Genomic DNA, 17,582 nt, shown 5'->3' with positions numbered 1-17,582 from the left:
CCCCTAACGCCCTTTTTGCAGCGTTTCTTTCACCTGACCAATCAGTTCGCGGCGGAAATCACCGAGGCGCGGTTTGTCATCCAGCCACGGCAGCGGGCGACACAGTTCCATCGCTTTGATGCCCAGACGTGCGGTCAGCAGGCCTGCGCCAATGCCCTGCGCGGCGCGGGTTGATAGCCGAGCGGCAAGATCCTGCGACATCCAGTCCATGCCAATCTCTCGCACCAGCTCCGATGCACCAGCAAACGCGATATTGACCAGCACCAGACGGAACAGGCGAATACGGCTGAAATAGCCGAGTTCGATGCCGTACAGCGCGGCAATACGATTAATCAGACGTAGGTTACGCCAGGCAATAAAGGCCATATCCACCAGCGCCAGCGGGCTGACGGCGATCATCAAGGTGGATTCTGCCGCCGAGCGGCTGATCTCACGCCGTGCCTGTGTATCCAGTGCGGGCTGAACCAGACGCGCATAAAGCTCCAGCACTTCGCGGTCGTTGTGGGTTTCATGGAGCGAAGCCTGCCAACGCTGTATCGTCGGATGGCCGCTATCCAATCCCGCCTGCCGTGCCAGTTTTTCACAAAATTCGCGCCCACGCCCCACGCCGTGGCTGTGCAGCAAATCGCGAGCCACATCGCGCTCTTCCGCACGTTCTCTCAAGCGATAAAGCCGCCGCCACTCGACAGCCAGCGAACCGACGCCCGCCGCCACAATCAGGCTGCCTGCGGTAATACCGCCCAGCGCAATCCAGTCCTGCTGCACCCAGGCGTTATGCAGCGACTGCACGCCCTGCGCCAGCGCGCTGACGCCAAACAGCCCGATCCCCGCCATCACCATACGCCGCCACAGGCTGCGCTTCGGCCGCAGCGCCGCACTGATCACCTCTTCCGCCGCGCCTTCTTCCGGTACTTCTTCTTCGCGGCTGATAGGAGAAAACGGTGTGCCGCTCTGCTCATCAAATGCCAACCCGGCACGCAACTGCGGCTGTGGCTCTTGCGGTGAGACGTCATCGAACGTGACGCGGGGTTTCAGTGGCTCGTTCATCGCAATTTATCCTTTAACAGAAAGTCCATGACCGTATCCAACCGGATATGCGGCAACGGCGTGTCTACCGTCATTTCTCGCGGACGAAATTGATCGAAGTGGAAGCCCTGCGTTTGCCAGAATGCCGCGCCCGGCAAACGCGCAGGCACTTCACCGGGGTAGACCGTCAATGGTTGACCGTCGCTGAGTCGATGCCCTTTCAGCGCCGGAATTTTCTGACCCTGATGATCGACTACCCCGCTCTGCGTTGACTGGATCGACGCAATGCCTTCACAGCGCATATCGATGCCTTCAAACGCGGCGTTCTGCCACGCTTCCTGCACCAGTTGCTGAAGCAACGACACCAGATTGGCGTGCTGGTCAGCGGTAATGTGATCCGCTTTACTCGCCGCAAACATCAGCTTGTCGATGCAAGGCGAGAACAAACGCCGGAACAGCGTACGCTTCCCGTAATGAAAGCTTTGCATCAGTTGGGTCAGCGCCAGCCGCATATCGTTAAACGCATGAATGCCGCTATTGAGCGGTTGCAGGCAATCGACCAGAACAATCTGCCGATCGAAACGCACAAAGTGATCCTTATAAAATCCTTTGACGACCGACTGACAGTAATAATCAAAACGCTTACGCAGCATGCCGATGTTAGTTTTCTCATCCGCCTGCGCCAGCTTAGCCTCACCAATATTATTCACCTGCGGCCAAGGGAAGAATTGTAGCACCGGCGCGCCCGCCAGATCGCCCGGCAGCACAAATCGACCCGGCTGAATAAAGTGCAGCCCTTCCTGTTTGCAACGGTGCAAATAGTCGGTGTAGGCCTGTGCCACCTCGGCAAGCAGGTTTTCATCGGCCGAGGCCAACGGATCGATTTTCTCACACAACGCCAGCCAAGGTTTTGCCCACTCGATGCGCCCCCCTTGCAGCAAGCCGCTCATCTGCTGCGACCAGCTTAGATAGGTCTGATCCAGCAGCGGCAGATCCAACAACCACTCGCCGGGGTAATCGACAATTTCCAGATAGAGCGTCGAGGTGTCTTTGAAATGACGCAGCAACGAATCCTTGGAGCGATAGCGCAGCGCCAGACGGATCTCACTCACGCCGCGCGTCGGCGTCGGCCAATCCGGCGGGGAACCATACAGCGCCGCCATGCCTTCATCATAGGCAAAACGCGGCACACCCAGATCGCGCTGCGGCACGCGTTTCACACCCAGCAAACGCTCTTCGCGCACGGGGGAAAACATCGGCAAATGTGCACCGCTGTGGGTATTCAATAATTGATTGACGAACGCGGTGATAAACGCGGTTTTGCCACTGCGGCTCAACCCGGTGACGGCAAGACGCAGGTGGCGATCCACGCCGCGATTGACCAGAGAGTTAATTTCGTTCTGTAGTCGATTCATCGAATGAACCATCACTCCTTTGGTTGAGAGATATTCTGTTAAGAACTGTATGTCGTTGAAAACGATATATCGCTGAGAGATAGATATATCGTATCAATATAATAAAATCAGACAAACACCTCACTCACGTCGACATAAATTCAACCGTGCTCACCTATCTCATACCGTATTTTTACCGCCAAAATGTAAAGAAACGATAATTTTAAGACAACTCTTAGCAAGCAATAGGACAACTCTTAGCAAACAAATTGTTAACGTATATAACCTGAAATTGTACCAAGTAACCAATTGTTTCTGGAAACGAATGGTGTCCCAATAACAATTAATAATTCAGGTTAATTAATTATGCTATGGAATGCGTCGTTCACTGACGGGTATCAACCTGCGCGTCTCAGCCAGCTTGCGCTATTTATTTTATTGACCACCTCAGCAAGCAGCTGGGCGGCAGATAATAATCTGACGCCTCTTGCCGCACCGGACCGGGTGGATGAACAGCTAAATATCAACCAGCAGGATCGCCAGCGTGCGATGCAACAGCAATTAGCGCCACAAACGCCCGATGTGCGTTTGCAGGCTCCCTCTTCATTCTTTACTAAGCTGCAATTTCCTCAGGAACAACAGTGCTTTACGCTGTATCACATTATCCTGACCGGCAAAGAAGATTTCCCCTCCTGGCTACGTATCCCGCTGCAACAGCTGGCCGATCAGGGTAAAGGTCAGTGCCTGGGCGCACAGGGTGTCAACCTGCTGATGAGCGCACTGCAAAACCGTCTGATCGACCATGGCTACGTCACCGCGCGCGTGATGGCACCACCGCAAAACCTGAAAACCGGCACCCTGCATCTCACCCTGATTCCAGGCAAAACGCGCCAGATCACATTGACCAAAGAGAGCGATCGCTACGTGAGCCTCTGGAGCGCCCTTCCAGCGCGTGAAGGCGAACTGCTGGATCTGCGTGATATCGAGCAGGGGCTGGAAAACCTGCAGCGCGTGCCAACCGTACAGGCAGAAATGGCGATTGTTCCAGGCGAACAGCCAGGCGAAAGCGACATTAATGTGACCTGGAAACAGGAAAAAATGTGGCGTCTCGGCGCGACGCTCGATGACTCCGGCACCGAAACCACCGGTCGTTATCAAGGCGGCCTGACGCTGTATATCGACAATCCCTTCGCGCTCAGCGATCTATTCTACATTTCCGGCAACCATGACCTTGAATCCGGCAGCGAAAAAGGCAGCAAGAACTACATGCTGCACTACTCTGTGCCGTTCGGTTACTGGATGGCGGGCGTCACCGCCAGCGGCTACGACTACAACCAGAATGTGGCGGGCGCGTATGAAGACTACAACTACAGCGGCAACAGCAAAAACCTTAACTTCCAGCTGAGCCGGGTGCTGTACCGCAGCGGCAGTCAGAAAACCTCGATGAGCTATGAAATTTTGACGCGCGAATCACAGAACTTCGTCAACGATACCGAAGTGGATGTGCAGCGGCGTAAAACCAGCGCCTGGCGTCTGGGCCTGCAACACCGCCACTACTTCGGTGCCACCACGCTTGATGCCGCAGTGAGCTACCAGCGCGGCACTCGCTGGTTCGGCGCTATTCCGGCGCAGGAAGAGTATTTCGATGAAGGTACCGCGCTGGCGAAAATTATCCAGCTGAATGCACAACTCGATGTGCCGTTTACGCTGGGCAATCAGACCTTCCGCTACAACGTACAGTATCTGCGCCAGATCAACCACACCAAACTAACGCCTCAAGATCAACTGTCGATTGGTAACCGCTGGACCGTGCGCGGCTTTGACGGTGAACGCACCCTGACGGCCGACAACGGCTGGTTCGTGCGCAACGATCTGGCCTGGCGCACGCCGCTGCCCAATCAGGAACTGTATCTCGGCGCTGACTACGGCGAAGTTGACGGCTCGCGTGATTACCTCGCCGGAAAACATCTGGCGGGCGGCGTCCTTGGCCTGCGCGGCAACGCCTTTAACACGGGCTACGACCTGTTTGTCGGTGTGCCGTTCTCCAAACCGGAAGGTTTCCACACCAGCCCGGTCACCCTCGGTTTCAACCTCAGCTGGCAGTACTAAGGAGGCGCGTGATGAAGATTCCTGTTAATGGCTATCAGTTAACCGCCCCGCTGCTCGGCGGTCAGTTCAGCGAAGCGGAAGCGCTTGGCGCGGCGGTCTGGCTGTGGATGCATTCGGAACAGCACCGCGATATTCCGCTCAGTGTGCTGCCGACGTTGCTGTTGCCCGCCATCAAACATCAGCAGTTTGTTATCGCCAGCCGCGATGATAAGCCCCTGTTTTTCCTTAGCTGGGCGTGGATGGATGAAGAAGCGGAACAGCGCTACCTCACCGGCCCCGGCATTCTGGTGCAGCCGCAGGACTGGACCAGCGGCAACCGCCTGTGGTTCCGCGACTGGGTCGCGCCATTCGGCGATCAACAGGCGTTTCGCCGCATCGTCGGCGGCACGCTGTTTCCCCACTTATGTGGCCGGGCGCTGTACCACAAAGGGGCGGAACGCGGACAACGGGTACTGCAATTCCGTGGCGATGACGTCACACAACAACAATTCAGACTCTGGCAGCAGAACACGCCGCTGGTTGCTTAACATCACTTTTAGCAGGGATAACTTTCCGTGAATAAGAACCTCTATCGCATCATTTTCAACAAGGCTCGCGGCCTGTTAATGGTGGTTTCCGAAATCAATCGCGGCCAGGGTAAAAGCGGCGCAAACGGCGTCGGCCATACGCTGAGCCAGCTGATTGCCCGGATGAAGCCCACCGCCTTCCTGACCATGACCGCACTCGGTCTGGTCACGCTCGCGCCACAGGCGCTGGCGGCAGGGATTGTTGCCGACAAAAGCGCCCCAGGCGGCCAGCAGCCGAATGTCATGCAGAGCGCCAACGGCACGCCGCAGGTCAATATCCAGACGCCGAGCGCGGGTGGTGTTTCGCACAACAAATACACCCAGTTTGACGTCGATAACAAAGGTGCCATCCTCAATAACTCGCATAAGCAAGTACAGACCCAGATGGGTGGCTGGGTGGCGGGTAACCCATGGCTGGCGAAAGGCGAAGCCAAAATCATTCTTAACGAGGTCAATTCGCGTGACCCAAGCAAGCTGAATGGCTACGTCGAAGTCGCAGGCCGTAAGGCGCAGGTGGTCATTGCCAACCCGGCGGGCATCAGTTGCGATGGTTGTGGCTTCATTAACGCCAACCGCGCCACCCTGACCACCGGCACGCCGCAGATGACCAACGGCGAACTGCGCGGCTACCGCGTGGGCAATGGTGAGATCGTGGTTGAAGGCGCTGGCATGGACAGCAGCCGGCAAGACTACACCGATCTGATTGCCCGCACCGTGAAAGTGAATGCCGGTATCTGGGCGAAAGATATGACCGTCACCACCGGTAAAAACGAAGTGGCCGCCGATAACAATAGGGTTGTCGATAACAATAGCGTTGTCGATAACAACAGCGCCACCGCCAGCACTACAGCGGAGAGCGACAGCAGCGACGTCAAGCCGACGCTGGCGATCGACGTCGCCCAACTGGGCGGCATGTATGCCGGTAAAATCCGTCTGGTGGCGACCGAGCAAGGGGTCGGCGTCAGCAACAAAGGCACACTCGGTACGCAGGCGGGTGATATCACCATTAACGCTAATGGCGACATCGTTAACAGCGGCACCGTCAATGCCGGACAGGACCTGCTGCTGGGCGGTAAAAAAGTCGATAACAGCGGCACCCTGTTTGCCCAGCGCGACCATAGCACCACCGCCAGTGACGAGGTGACCAACAGCGGCCTGATCGCCGCCAAAGGCAACACCCGTGTGCGCGGCGCCACCATCCGCAACAGCAAAGGCGCAGCCATCGCCGGAGGGATGAAAACCGATGGCACGCTGGCCGACAGCGGCAATCTGACACTCGCCAGCGACGGCAAACTGACCAGCCAGGGTCAGACGCTGGCCGGTGGCGATCTGAACGCCAGCGCCAGCCAGATTGATCTCAGCGGCAGCGATACCGCCGCGCATCACGCCACGCTGACCAGCAGCAGCGATATCATCACCGACGACGCGCAGTTGCTGGCAAGTGGCGACTTGAAACTCTCTGCTGCCGGTAAACTCAGCAACGATCGTGGCGTCATTAACGCCAATGCGCTACAGGTCAGTACGCCAGTTATCAGCAACCGTGGCGGACAGTTACTGCAAAGCGGCGACCGCGATCTGCAACTCAGCAGCAACAGCATTAATAACCAGAATGGCCGCATCGCGGCCAATGCCAAAAAATTCAGCGTACAGAGCGCCAGCCTGAATAACCAGAGCGGCACCATCATGGCGGCCGGTTCTGGCTCGCTGGATGTTGCGGCCAGCAATGAACTGAATAATCAGAACGGTACGCTGGCCGCCGCCAGCGATCTGGCCATCGCCACGCCGGTGTTGCACAACAATCTGGGGCAGATCTCCGCCAATAAACAGCTGACACTCGATGAGCAAAACACCAGCGCCCTCTCCCGCGCCGCAGCCACCAGCAACGATCTGCGTATCAGCAATGAAGGGGGTCGTCTGGTGGCAGGTCAGCAGCTGATCTTCCGCGGTCGCGAGATTCATGGCAGCGGTGAAATTCTGTCGCTTGGTGATATGGATCTCAGCTTCGCGGACGGCTTCAGTAACAACAATAAAACGCTGGCGAACGGCGATCTGACGCTGAATGTAAACAATAGTCTGATCAATACAGCGCTGCTTGGCGCAGGCGGTAAGCTGAATGTGCAGGCCAGCAACATCGACAACCAAGTAACAGGCGAACTGAGCGCGCAGCAGACCACGCTGAACGCCAGCGATACGCTGAGCAACCGTGGCCTGATCGACGGCGTGCTGACCCGCATCAATGCCAGCACCGTGAATAATATCGGCACCGGCCGTATTTATGGCGACGGCCTGGCGATCAACGCCGCGACGCTGAATAATCTGGCGGAAAATAACAGCGGCGCCACCATCGCGGCGCGCCAGCGTCTGGATCTGGGCATCGGTACGCTGAATAACCGCGACCACTCCCTGATCTACAGCAATGGTGATATAGCCATCGGCGGCGTGCTGGATGCGGACATGCTGGCGACCGGCAAAGCGGGTGAAATCAACAACCACAGCTCGACTATCGAATCGGTAGGCAATATGGCGCTCAGCTTCACCGCGCTGAACAATATCAACGACAATTTTGTAACCCACTTCGTACAGCTGTCACAGAAGCAGAAAAATGAGTATATGGTGGTCGACCTGAATAATGGCGTTCACTATAGCCCTGACGACTACAACATCAGTTTCTACAAAAATGAAGTGCGTCATATCTGTATTGAAGGTGTGGTGTGTGGCCGTGACCACTATTATCAGTACAGCTACACCGAAACGGTGCGCGAAGAACAGATCGCACAGAGCGATCCAGCGAAAATTATCGCAGGCGGCCAGATCTCACTCGTCGGCGATAAGCTCCTGAACGACAAGAGCCAGATTATTGCTGGCGGCAGCCTGCTGACCGCCGTCAAAGAACTGGTGAACACCGAAGTCACCAGTCAGAAACTGACGGAAAAAGTCGGACAGGTGATTGAGTGGGATCGTATTCATAAGAAAGGCACTGACAGCCAGAAAGCCAGAGCGTCCGCCTATACTCCACCAACGGAAATTCAGTCCATCAGCCTCAGCCCGAGCGTGATGAAGGAGAATACCCAGGCGACCAGCAGCGCGCCATCGCTGGCGGATTATGCCGCACAGCGCGTGGAAGTGGCCGGACAGAACACCGATGTGATTCGTTCCATGACGCCGGACGCTTCCCTGCCAACCGGCAGCCTGTTCACTACCCTGCCGGACGCCATCAGCAGCTATCTGATCGAAACCGATCCACGTTTCACCAATCAGAGAACCTGGCTGAGTTCCGACTATATGCTGAGACAGTTGCAAGCCGATCCGTCGATTACGCAAAAACGTCTCGGCGATGGCTTCTACGAGCAGCGTCTGGTGCGTGAGCAGATTGTTGAGTTGGTCAGTCAGCGTTATCTGGCCGATTACACCAGCGATGAAGATCAATACAAAGGCCTGATGGAAGCGGGCGTCAGCTTCGCGAAAAAATTCAGCCTAGTACCGGGCGTGGCGCTCACCGCCGAGCAGATGAAACAGATCACTCAGGATATGGTGTGGCTGGTGGCGCAGGATGTGAAGATGCCGGATGGCACCACCCAGAATGTGCTGGTACCGCAGGTGTATGCACAGGTGCAGCAAGGCGATATGGACGGCAGCGGCGCACTGCTGGCGGGTAAGAACGTCAGCATCGGCATCAGCGGCGGCATGCTGAACAGCGGTCGCATCAGCGCCACCCAACTGGTCAGCATTTCCGGCGACGATATCGTCAATGTGGGCGGCATCATCGCTGGTAAATCCGTGTCGCTGCAGGCGACCAACGACATCACCAATACCGGTGGCACGATACGTGCGACCGATACCCTGCTGGCGCTGGCCGGACGTGATATCACCGTCGCCAGCGAGACCAACCACGCCGAGAGCCAGAACGGCAGCAACCGCTTCAGCCGTGACAACATCGATCGCGTGGCGGGCATGTATGTACAGGGTGACGACGGCAAACTGCTGCTGCAGGCAGGCCGTGATGTCAATCTACAGGCCGCGCAGGTGGTTAGCTCCGGTGAAAACAGTCAGACGCAGATCGCCGCTACCCGCGATATCAACATGACCACCATTACCACCGGCAGCAGCGACAAGGTGGTATGGGATAAAGATAACCACGTCACGCAGAGGCTGACTCAGGTTCAGGGCAGTGACGTCACCAGCGACGGCAATATCACGCTGAATGCCGGCAATAATATTAACGCTCAGGCGGCGAAACTGAATGCCGATCGGCAGCTTGCGCTGACGGCCACCAATGATATCAACCTCGGCAGCGCCAGCAGTCAGGAATATCTCGATATGAACTCCAAGGTGAAAGGTTCCGGCTTCCTGTCGAAACGCACCACCACCACCCGCGCCGGTTACGATGCCACGCTGGCGAACGGCAGTAGCTTGGGCGGGGAAAATATCTCCCTCACTGCGGGTAACAACCTGAATATCACCGGCAGCGATGTGGCGGCGGATCGGGATCTGGCATTGCGTGCCGGGAATGACCTCAATGTCACGGCGGCTGAAGAGAGCCGCGACAGCTGGTCGATGAAGAAAACCACCAAGTCAGGCCTAATGAGCAGCGGCGGCATTGGCTTCTTTGTCGGCTCGATCAAAGAGAGTTCGACCTCCGATACCGCGGCGCTGACCCACAACAACAGCACGCTGGGCAGCGTCGATGGCGATACCAGCCTGGTGGCGGGCAATCATATTGCCGTGCAGGGTTCTGACGTGATCGCCGGTAACGACATCAATATGGTGGCGAACAATATCACCATTGATGCCGCGAATAACCAGAGCACCACCGACACCACTTACGAGCGCAAACAGACGGGTCTGACGTTGGCGCTGTCCGGCGCGATTGGCAGCGCGATCAATACCGCTTACACCAGCGCGAAAGCCGCCGATGAGCAGCAGGATGGCCGTATGGCATCGCTGCAGAAGCTGAAATCCGGTCTGGCAGGCGTACAGGCCGCTCAGGCGGCGGTACTGGCATCGCAGAACGCCACCGACCAAAACGCCATTGGTGTCAGCCTGTCGCTGAGCACCTCGAAGTCGAAGAGCAAGAGCCACAGCGAAGCAGTCAACGCCTCTGGCAGCACCGTGCAGGCGGGCAACAACATCAACCTGGTGGCGACCGGTTCAGAGAATGGCGCCGATGGCGATCTGACCATCGGCGGCAGCCAGCTGAAAGCAGGCAACGATGTGCTGCTGTCGGCAAACCGCGATATCAACCTGCTGTCAGCGCAGAATACCCAGTTGCAGACCGGCAAGAACAGCAGCAGCGGCGGCGGCGTGGGCATCAGCATCGGTGCGGGCCAGGGCGGTGCAGGAATCAGCGTGTTTGCCAACGCCAGTAAAGGTTCCGGTAACGAGAATGGCGATGGCCTGACACATACTGAAACCACCGTCGACGCCGGTAATAAGCTGACGGTCAACAGCGGGCGTGACACCACCCTGCGCGGCGCACAGCTGAGTGCCGATCAGGTAGTCGCCAATGTCGGCCGTAACCTGACGTTGCAGAGTGAGCAGGACGTTAACAACTACGACTCGAAGCAGAAGAACAGCTCAGCAGGCGCCAGCTTTACCTTTGGCAGCATGACAGGCAGCGTCAGCGCCAACGTGGCGAAGGATAAAATCCACAGCACCTATAACAGTGTGCAGGAACAAACCGGCATCTTCGCGGGTGACGGCGGCTTCGATATCAACGTCGGTAACCATACGCAGTTGGACGGCGCCGTGATTGGCAGCACCGCCAGCGAAGATAAAAACCGTCTCAGTACTGGCACGCTGGGCTTCAGCAATATCGACAACAGTGCAGCGTTTGAAGTATCGCACAGCAGCGTTGGTATCAGCACTGGCGGGCTGGGCGCACAGGATCTGCTGAAAAACGCCGTGCAGAATCTGGCAGCCAATGGCCTGGGAGCGGGTGGCAGCGATGGGAATGCTTCCGGTACGACTTATGCTGCCGTTTCTCCAGGATCGCTGATTATCCGAGATCAGGCGAACCAACAGCAGGATGTCAGCGAACTAAGCCGCGATGTCGAGCATGCTAACCAAAGTATCAGCCCAATCTTCGATAAAGCGAAGGAACAGCAGCGCCTAAGCCGATTGCGATTGATTGGTGATATCGCGAATCAGGCTGTCGATATTACCCTGACTCAAGGCCAGATTCAGGCGAACAATGCGGGAATTAAAGAAGCTGGGGAGTGGGATGGTAAAGAAAAGCGTGATGTTTACTGGAATCGAGTCAAAAACACAGAAGCTTATAAAAGCGTGAGTGACCAGTATAAGGCAGGGGGTGATCTTGACCGTGGAGTTCGAGCTGCTGCGGCTGCAATTACTGCTCTGGCTGGTGGAGACCCTGCGAAAGCGCTGGCCGCAGGAGCTGCGCCTTATATGGCTGGAGTAGTAAAAGGCATGACAGTAGGTTTTGATGAAGACCCTACTGCCGGTCAAATTGCGGCAAATGCCATTGGACATGCTGTATTAGGCGGTGTGGTTGCGGAATTGTCAGGAACAAATGCTGCTGCAGGCGCCATAGGCGCGACGAGTGGAGAACTCGCTGCACGTGCTATTCGTGAATATTTATACCCTGGTATTAAAACGGAAGATCTCAAACCAGAAGAGCGCACTAAGATTAGCAATCTGGCATCACTGGCAGGAGCCCTTGCTGGCGGGCTCAGCACGGATACTTCTTCTGGTGTTATCACTGCACATGATTCCAGTAAAAATGCAGTGGACAACAATGATTTGTTAAGCCCTGGTATGATGTCCTGGGGTTCTGGTGCGGTGTCACTCGCCAAATATGAGATTGAGCAGGGTAAAACACCTGAGCAGGTCAGTGAATCACTACGCATCTACAACAGAGGCACCCTTTCCGAGAATCAGGATCCGGTAAGAGGATTATTGCAAGCCTGGGGCTTCTTTATGGTTAATGCCCTGACACTCGGTGGAGGTAGTACAGTGACAGGTGGAGCAATCACAGTCAATGGACTCATCGGTGGTGCAGCCAATATTAATAACCAGGTAATAACGATGAAACCGGGTGAAAAAATAAGTTACACCGATGCTTTAATTGCTACAGGCGTCAGCGCCGTCACCACTGGGAAGAGCTTTCTGGCAACCCAGGTTTGGGGGATGAGCGGAGCCTATGTTGGCAGTAAAATTAAGGGTGATCAAGATTCTACTGGGGCTGTTACTGGCGCTGGTGTCGGTAACGTTGCCGGTGCCACTACGTCGACCATTATCAGTGGCGCAGCGGGTACGAAATTGCCGAAACCTGCAGCGGATATGCTGGGAAGTACTTTTGGATCCGCTGTTTCTGAGGGGACCGGGACAGTAATCCAGAAAGCAATTGATAAGAAACCACAGGATCAACAAGGAAAATAAGCCGTGAGTACAAAAAAACCTCGCTTTAGTACACTTTTCTTTCTGATGGGAGGCTGCTTCCTGGCGCTCTCCTGCACGGTGGCACTTGTCTATTTTGGGGTATGGCTCTACTACCAGTTTATCCTGCAAATGCCATCAGGTATGCAATGGCAACCGTTACTGACTAAGGCTCTGCGAATTGGCATCGCTTCAGGGCCAGTCATTGGCCTGGGTGTCTGGATACATATGCGCATGGAATACAGTAAAGGAGATAAACGGTGAAACGGTTGCTGCGTTCTGCGAACGCAGCGGTCATTCTGACCGCTGCAGGCTGTGCCTTTATTCCAGACCATACTTTTTTCGTCCCCCCACCTCAAAGTGCTCATGCCCCATGGCTGAGGATTGTCGATAACACTGAGCAAACCAGCCTTTATCAAATGCTCAATGGTGAAAGCAAAGGTGGACTAATACGCTCCAGTGAGTGGGTATTACAGAATACAGTGGATCGGGGGATGCCAAAAGTTGCCGGAGAGAAATACAATATTGACTACTACGAAACGCAACTCATTGCAGGTGCAGAAACCGAAGTCGTCAATGTTTACGTTGAAGGTAAGCATACCTGCCTTGTGGATACTTATTTCACGCCGGAAGAAGGGAAGCTTTATCAGTTCCAACTGGAAACCGATACATTGCGGTTCCGCTGTCGCGTTCATGCCAGTGAAATCGTGAAAGACAGTAATGGTATGTGGCAGTTGAAGCCATTAAGTACGGTACGTTACACAGCTAGGGCAGACAGTGGCTGGCATCCGATGCACAGTGGCATTTAATTTTTAAATATCAAAACATAGTTGTACTGGATAAAAACTAGGTGCCTGAATTTGGCACCGTTTTCACTTGGTTTGCGATGGACAAACACGGCAGAATCGCCGTTATGGTAAATAACTGCTTTGGCAATTTACCTGATGCCCTTCTTGCAATCGCTGATGCTGAATCATTACTCGATCAACTAAATGATTACTTATGGGAAGAATCACAGATGTTTAGTTTTTACTCGAGAAATAAGGGAAGAAATACAACTTCTTATCTCTATCCTGCATCAAAATTCAGCCATATTCAGAACAGACAACAGGTTGAACAGTGGATTGATAATCACAAAATCAACGATCTATTTCCCAGAATGCATCGCGAAAAGCCATAGATTACAGTTCACATCCCATTGCGCATAAAATCATAAAAAGGTTTCATCATGATATTACAACTGCGTGACAGCCCTGTTCTGATGAAGTTTGTTTATCTTCTTTCAACCGAGCTTAAATCTAACCCTGAATATGTCATGCAGGTGCAACGATTAACGCTGGATCAATCGAAACCGTTTATGGGACTCAAAGGGACACATGGTCTTTTTGGTTCCAAAGAGTGGTGGAGTAGCATTGAACAGGGAAAAATGCGTTTACTGCACCGATCTGGCACGATCACAAGAACCTATGTAGCAGGACAAGATCCCTCTCCAGTAGATAATTGTTTCAGTTTGCTGCTGGATGATAGCTCTGTCATTGAAGAAAGCATTTATAGCCATATCGATGATGAAGATAAAAAGCTGTTCCGCCTGGGAGCCAGGGTGGATATCGTTTATGCACTTGATGAACTTAAGAGAGCATCAGCCAACGGCGATAAATGCTATTCTGATATCGTGCTGGAAATAGCGATTTCTTTACAACCAATTAAATGATAACGAAATACGCTAATTAAAATAATGACGCCTTTATAATATTGCACTCCCCACCTCTGGTGGGGAGCTGTTAGTCTTAAAAAAACTGAGCGCAGCGTTACTGTAAAATACTCATTACTTTTCAAACCCATTAGGAATGAAACAAGTGAAAAAGTTACTGCGAAATAATCTGGCAATGATAACACTCCTCTCTTCAGGCTGTTCGATTATGCCAAACAACTCTTTTTTCATTCCGCCCCATGAAACCAATAACTCCCCGTGGGTACGTATCGTAGATAACACAGAACAGACGAGTATTTACCAGACGTTAAACGGCAAACGCACTGGCGGTCTTATTCGTTCCAGTGAATGGGTATTACAAAATACCCAAGATCGTGGAATGCCAAAAATATCCGGAGAGAAATACGATATTGACTACTACGAAGCACCATTAGTGCCCGATGTTGAAACAGCAATTATCAACGTTTATGTTGAAAGCAAATACACCTGCCTTATTACCACCCGCTTTATTCCGGAAAAAGGCAAAAAATATGAATTCCAGCTGGAGACCGATACGCTGCATTATCAATGTCGTGCGATTGCCAGCGAAATCGTGCAGGACAGCAATGGCCAGTGGCAGCGCATACCACTGCAAAACGTGCGCTACAGCGCGAAAGAAGGAAATGGCTGGCATCCAATGCACAGTGGGATCGGATCATAGAGATTGCAGCGAAAAAACAGCGCGACATTATCCACTCTCGACTCAAGTCGTACGGTGGATAATGTCAGCGAAAGAGTATAACCGATGACAAATTACAGGTGACGAAAGCGGTTTTGGACGCCAAACGTATCCGAGGTGACATAGCGTTCAATGTTGCGCAGGCGCTGTTCGCTGGCCTGCAACGTCGCATCGGCTTCATTTAGCAATTGGCTAGGGGTACGAGCCGTCTTTTCATCCTCAAATCCCATTCCTGCCGGAGCCGGATCGAGCATAAAGGTCAGGATGATGTAAGCCACCACGGTGAAAAAGAACAGGCCGAAAAATATCGACAGCACCGTAATCAGCCGTACGAGCTTCACTGGCACGTCAAAATAACGTGCTAAACCAGCGCAAACCCCTTTCAGCATACCTTCTTCCGGTAAACGGTATAATTTTTTACCTGACCACGTATTTTTCATTACGATTTTCTCCAGTCTGGGTGTTCTGCATCCAGAATGTCTTCCAGTGCCCTGATACGCTCACGCATGCGGTTAGACTCTTCCGTTAAGCGTGTCAGACGTTGCATATCGTTTTGTCCCAGTTGAGCACTGTTTTTACGCTGACTGTAATGTAGCCAAATCCATATCGGTGCCACAAACAACATGAAAATGGTCAGCGGAATGGCAAGAAACAACGCACTCATTGTGTCTCCTTAGTTATTATTTACACGCCCTATGGCGGCTGCCGTTTTCTAACGACAGCCATCCGATGGCGTTTACGCTTTATTACTCTGCTGGCTTAACTTTAGCTTTAAGTGCCGCCAGCTGCGCGCTGATTTCATCGTCCGCTTTCAGCTCGGCAAACTGCTGATCCAGCGATTTTTGTTTCCCCAGCCCGTGGCTTTCCGCCTCCGCCTCCATCGTGTCGATACGACGTTCGAACTGATCGAAACGCGCCATGGCTTCGTCCAGCTTACCGCTATCCAATTGGCGGCGCACATCACGTGACGATGCCGCAGCCTGATGGCGCAGTGTCAGCGCCTGCTGGCGGGCACGGGTTTCGCTCAATTTGTTTTCCAGCTCGCCGATTTCACGCTTCATGCGCTCCAGCGTTTCATCCACGCTTTCGGCTTCATGCTGCAACATCGCGATCAGGTCAGTCAGCTTCTGCTTTTCAATCAGCGCCGCACGGGCCAGATCGTCTTTATCTTTGCGTAGCGCCAGCTCGGCTTTTTCCTGCCACTGATCTTGCTGACCGTGCGCTTGTTCAATACGGCGGGCAATCTGTTTCTTTTCTGCCAGCGCCCGCGCCGAGGTTGAACGTACTTCAACCAGCGTATCTTCCATTTCCTGAATCATCAGCCGCACCAATTTCTGCGGATCTTCAGCTTTATCCAGCAATGAATTGATGTTGGCGTTCACGATGTCGGCAAAACGAGAAAAAATACCCATAATTACATCCTCTTCATGATTTCCAGCGTCTGATTACGCCTGATTTATCACCGGGACCAGCCGAGCCAGTCGCGATCTCCCTATAGGTATATCAATAAGCATGCCAACTTTTAATTTTATTTAACTCACTGAAAATAAAAGAATAGATAACTTTGATTATTTTTCCCTTTCCGTTAGATTAGTCAAATACGCTAATAGTTAGTAAAAATAACACGGAGGGACATCATGCTTCAGGAAAAAGAGAACCTGCTCGGCGAAGCCAACAGCTTTTTGGAGGTACTGGAACAGGTGTCGCAACTGGCGCAGTTGAATAAGCCTGTGCTGGTGATCGGTGAACGCGGCACCGGTAAAGAGCTGATCGCCAGTCGTCTACATTATCTTTCTCCACGTTGGCAAGGGCCGTTCGTTTCGCTGAATTGCGCTGCACTCAACGAAAATTTGCTTGATTCCGAGCTGTTTGGTCATGAAGCGGGTGCATTTACTGGGGCGCAGAAGCGTCATCTCGGACGTTTTGAACGCGCCGACGGTGGAACGTTGTTTTTGGATGAACTGGCTACTGCGCCGATGCTGGTGCAGGAAAAATTACTGCGAGTGATCGAATACGGCATGCTGGAACGTGTCGGCGGCCGAGATCAGCTACAGGTTGATGTGCGTCTGGTATGCGCGACCAATGACGATCTGCCTGCGCTTGCCGCCAGCGGTAAATTCCGCGCGGACCTGCTCGACCGTTTGGCCTTTGACGTTGTCCAGCTCCCGCCGCTGCGTGAACGCCAACAGGACATCATGTTGCTGGCAGATAACTTTGCGATTCAGATGTGCCGCGAATTGCATCTGCCGCTCTTTCCCGGTTTTACGCCAGCCGCACGCGAGACGCTGCTGAATTACGGCTGGCCGGGCAATATTCGTGAGCTGAAAAACGTGGTTGAACGTTCGGTGTACCGCCACGGCGACAGCGAGCAACCTCTCGATGCCATCATTCTGAACCCCTTCCGCCGAACTCCCGCTGTTCAGGAAACGCCATCGCGTACGGTAATCGGCCAGCCGGATTTACCGCTGGAGATGAAACCGTGGCTGTTGGAACAAGAGAAAGGCTTGATCGAACGGGCATTGAATCAGGCAAAGTTTAACCAGCGTAAGGCTGCTGAACTGCTGGGATTAACCTATCACCAACTGCGTGGATTGCTAAAGAAACACGATATTGTGGTGAATGAGTAAGAGGCGGGAAAGAAAATGCGGGCGAATTAACGCCCG

General features: G+C 53.8%; 13 protein-coding genes and 1 pseudogene. 9 read left to right on the top strand and 5 right to left on the bottom strand.

Features of this window, described 5'->3' with window-relative positions; all coding sequences use genetic code 11:
- Positions 1–3: 3 nt before the first annotated feature.
- Positions 4–1,047: a TIGR01620 family protein gene (locus JFY74_10110; protein QQG30340.1), complete on the bottom strand. Its 1,044-nt coding sequence runs from the start codon at positions 1,045–1,047 to the stop codon at positions 4–6.
- Positions 1,044–2,441: a YcjX family protein gene (locus JFY74_10105; protein ID QQG30339.1), complete on the bottom strand. Its 1,398-nt coding sequence runs from the start codon at positions 2,439–2,441 to the stop codon at positions 1,044–1,046. Before JFY74_10105 ends, JFY74_10110 begins: the two co-directional genes overlap by 4 nt.
- A gap of 345 nt (positions 2,442–2,786) precedes the next feature.
- On the opposite strand from JFY74_10105, the gene JFY74_10100 reads away from it, so the two are divergent.
- The 8 genes and pseudogenes from JFY74_10100 to JFY74_10065 all read left to right on the top strand — a co-directional run bounded on the left by JFY74_10100 (position 2,787) and on the right by JFY74_10065 (position 14,901).
- On the top strand, positions 2,787–4,529 hold the full coding sequence (locus JFY74_10100; protein QQG30338.1) for a ShlB/FhaC/HecB family hemolysin secretion/activation protein: 1,743 nt from the start codon (positions 2,787–2,789) through the stop codon (positions 4,527–4,529).
- A gap of 11 nt (positions 4,530–4,540) precedes the next feature.
- Positions 4,541–5,056, top strand: coding sequence for a toxin-activating lysine-acyltransferase (locus JFY74_10095; GenBank protein ID QQG30337.1), 516 nt, complete (start codon positions 4,541–4,543; stop codon positions 5,054–5,056).
- A 27-nt stretch (positions 5,057–5,083) separates the two neighbouring features.
- A pseudogene (locus JFY74_10090) lies at positions 5,084–11,863 on the top strand (hemagglutinin repeat-containing protein).
- Between the two features lie 633 nt (positions 11,864–12,496).
- Positions 12,497–12,754, top strand: a complete 258-nt coding sequence (locus JFY74_10085) for a hypothetical protein (protein ID QQG30336.1) — start codon at positions 12,497–12,499, stop codon at positions 12,752–12,754.
- Positions 12,755–12,813: 59 nt separating this feature from the next.
- The gene (locus JFY74_10080; GenBank protein QQG30510.1) at positions 12,814–13,299 is read left to right on the top strand and encodes a hypothetical protein; all 486 of its coding nucleotides are present in this window, start codon (positions 12,814–12,816) and stop codon (positions 13,297–13,299) included.
- 41 nt (positions 13,300–13,340) lie between these two features.
- Complete coding sequence (locus JFY74_10075) at positions 13,341–13,670, top strand: hypothetical protein (GenBank protein QQG30335.1); 330 nt, start codon at positions 13,341–13,343, stop codon at positions 13,668–13,670.
- A 48-nt stretch (positions 13,671–13,718) separates the two neighbouring features.
- On the top strand, positions 13,719–14,201 hold the full coding sequence (locus tag JFY74_10070) for a hypothetical protein (GenBank protein ID QQG30334.1): 483 nt from the start codon (positions 13,719–13,721) through the stop codon (positions 14,199–14,201).
- A gap of 208 nt (positions 14,202–14,409) precedes the next feature.
- A complete protein-coding gene (locus JFY74_10065; protein ID QQG30509.1) occupies positions 14,410–14,901 on the top strand; it encodes a hypothetical protein in 492 nt (163 codons plus the stop codon).
- 92 nt (positions 14,902–14,993) lie between these two features.
- Here JFY74_10065 and pspC read toward each other — a convergent pair whose 3' ends face one another.
- The 3 genes from pspC to pspA form a co-directional block, all read right to left on the bottom strand.
- Entirely contained in the window at positions 14,994–15,359 is a 366-nt protein-coding gene (gene pspC, locus JFY74_10060; GenBank protein ID QQG30333.1) for an envelope stress response membrane protein PspC, read from the bottom strand.
- The gene (gene pspB / locus JFY74_10055; protein ID QQG30332.1) at positions 15,359–15,583 is read right to left on the bottom strand and encodes an envelope stress response membrane protein PspB; all 225 of its coding nucleotides are present in this window, start codon (positions 15,581–15,583) and stop codon (positions 15,359–15,361) included. The genes pspC and pspB overlap by 1 nt, the downstream gene beginning before the upstream one ends.
- A gap of 82 nt (positions 15,584–15,665) precedes the next feature.
- Positions 15,666–16,331 (bottom strand): phage shock protein PspA, encoded by a 666-nt coding sequence (gene pspA, locus JFY74_10050; GenBank protein ID QQG30331.1) that lies wholly within the window; start codon positions 16,329–16,331, stop codon positions 15,666–15,668.
- 225 nt (positions 16,332–16,556) lie between these two features.
- Here pspA and pspF point away from each other — a divergent pair, with 225 nt between their 5' ends.
- A complete protein-coding gene (pspF, locus tag JFY74_10045; protein ID QQG30330.1) occupies positions 16,557–17,546 on the top strand; it encodes a phage shock protein operon transcriptional activator in 990 nt (329 codons plus the stop codon).
- Positions 17,547–17,582: the final 36 nt, after the last annotated feature.

Source organism: Pectobacterium carotovorum, from assembly GCA_016415585.1.
GTDB lineage: Bacteria > Pseudomonadota > Gammaproteobacteria > Enterobacterales > Enterobacteriaceae > Pectobacterium > Pectobacterium carotovorum_K.
The sequence above is the reverse complement of the archived record's forward strand: the minus strand, read 5'-3'. Positions and strand labels throughout refer to the sequence as shown.